Consider the following 849-nt stretch of genomic DNA (forward strand, 5'->3'; position numbering starts at 1 on the left):
GGGCGCGGCCGGGCTGACCGCGGCGCTGAACCTGGCCGACCGGTTCAAGGTGACGGTGCTGGCCAAGGGCAAGCTGAACGAAGGCTCGACCGCCTGGGCGCAGGGTGGGATCGCCGCCGTCCTCGAACCCGGCGACACGTTTGAGAGCCATATCGAGGATACGATGGTCGCGGGCGCGGGGCTGAACGACCGCGCCACCGTCGAATTCGTGGTCGAGAACGCCCCCGCCGCCATCGAGCGGTTGCAGAAGCTCGGCGTCCCCTTCGCGACCGAGGGCAATATGCTCCACCTGACGCGCGAGGGTGGGCATTCGCATCGGCGCATCGTGCATGTCGCCGACGCGACCGGCTGGGCGGTGCTCGACGCGCTGCTCCGCGCGGCCGAGGCGCATCCCAACATCACGCTCGTCCCCGATCAGGTCGCCATCGACCTGGCGACCAGCCGTCACGAGATGCGCTATTCGGGCGCAGGCCATGTTTGGGGCATCTATGCGGTCGACCGGCGAACGGGCCGCGTCGTAGTCCACAAGGCGCGCGCGACCATCCTGGCGACGGGCGGCGCAGGCCGCACCTATCAATTCTCGACCGCGCCCAAGGGAGCGACCGGCGACGGCATCGCCATGGCGTGGCGGGCGGGGGCCCGGGTGTCGAACATGGAATTCATGCAGTTCCACCCGACCTGCCTCTACAACACCCAGGTCAAGAATTTCCTGATTACCGAGGCGGTTCGTGGCGAGGGCGGGCATCTGAAGATCCCGGAGACCGGCCACCGCTTCATGCCCGATTTCGATGCCCGCGCCGAACTGGCCCCGCGCGATATCGTGGCGCGAGCGATCGACCATGAGATCAA

At 68.1% G+C, this 849-nt stretch carries 1 protein-coding gene; it reads left to right on the plus strand.

Features of this window, described 5'->3' with window-relative positions:
- Nucleotides 1-849 (plus strand): L-aspartate oxidase (locus tag SB4_RS18420; protein WP_153006343.1); only part of this gene is annotated, 849 nt, incomplete at both ends.

Origin of the sequence: Sphingomonas sanguinis (genome assembly GCF_001476905.1) — a bacterium.
GTDB lineage: Bacteria > Pseudomonadota > Alphaproteobacteria > Sphingomonadales > Sphingomonadaceae > Sphingomonas > Sphingomonas sanguinis_B.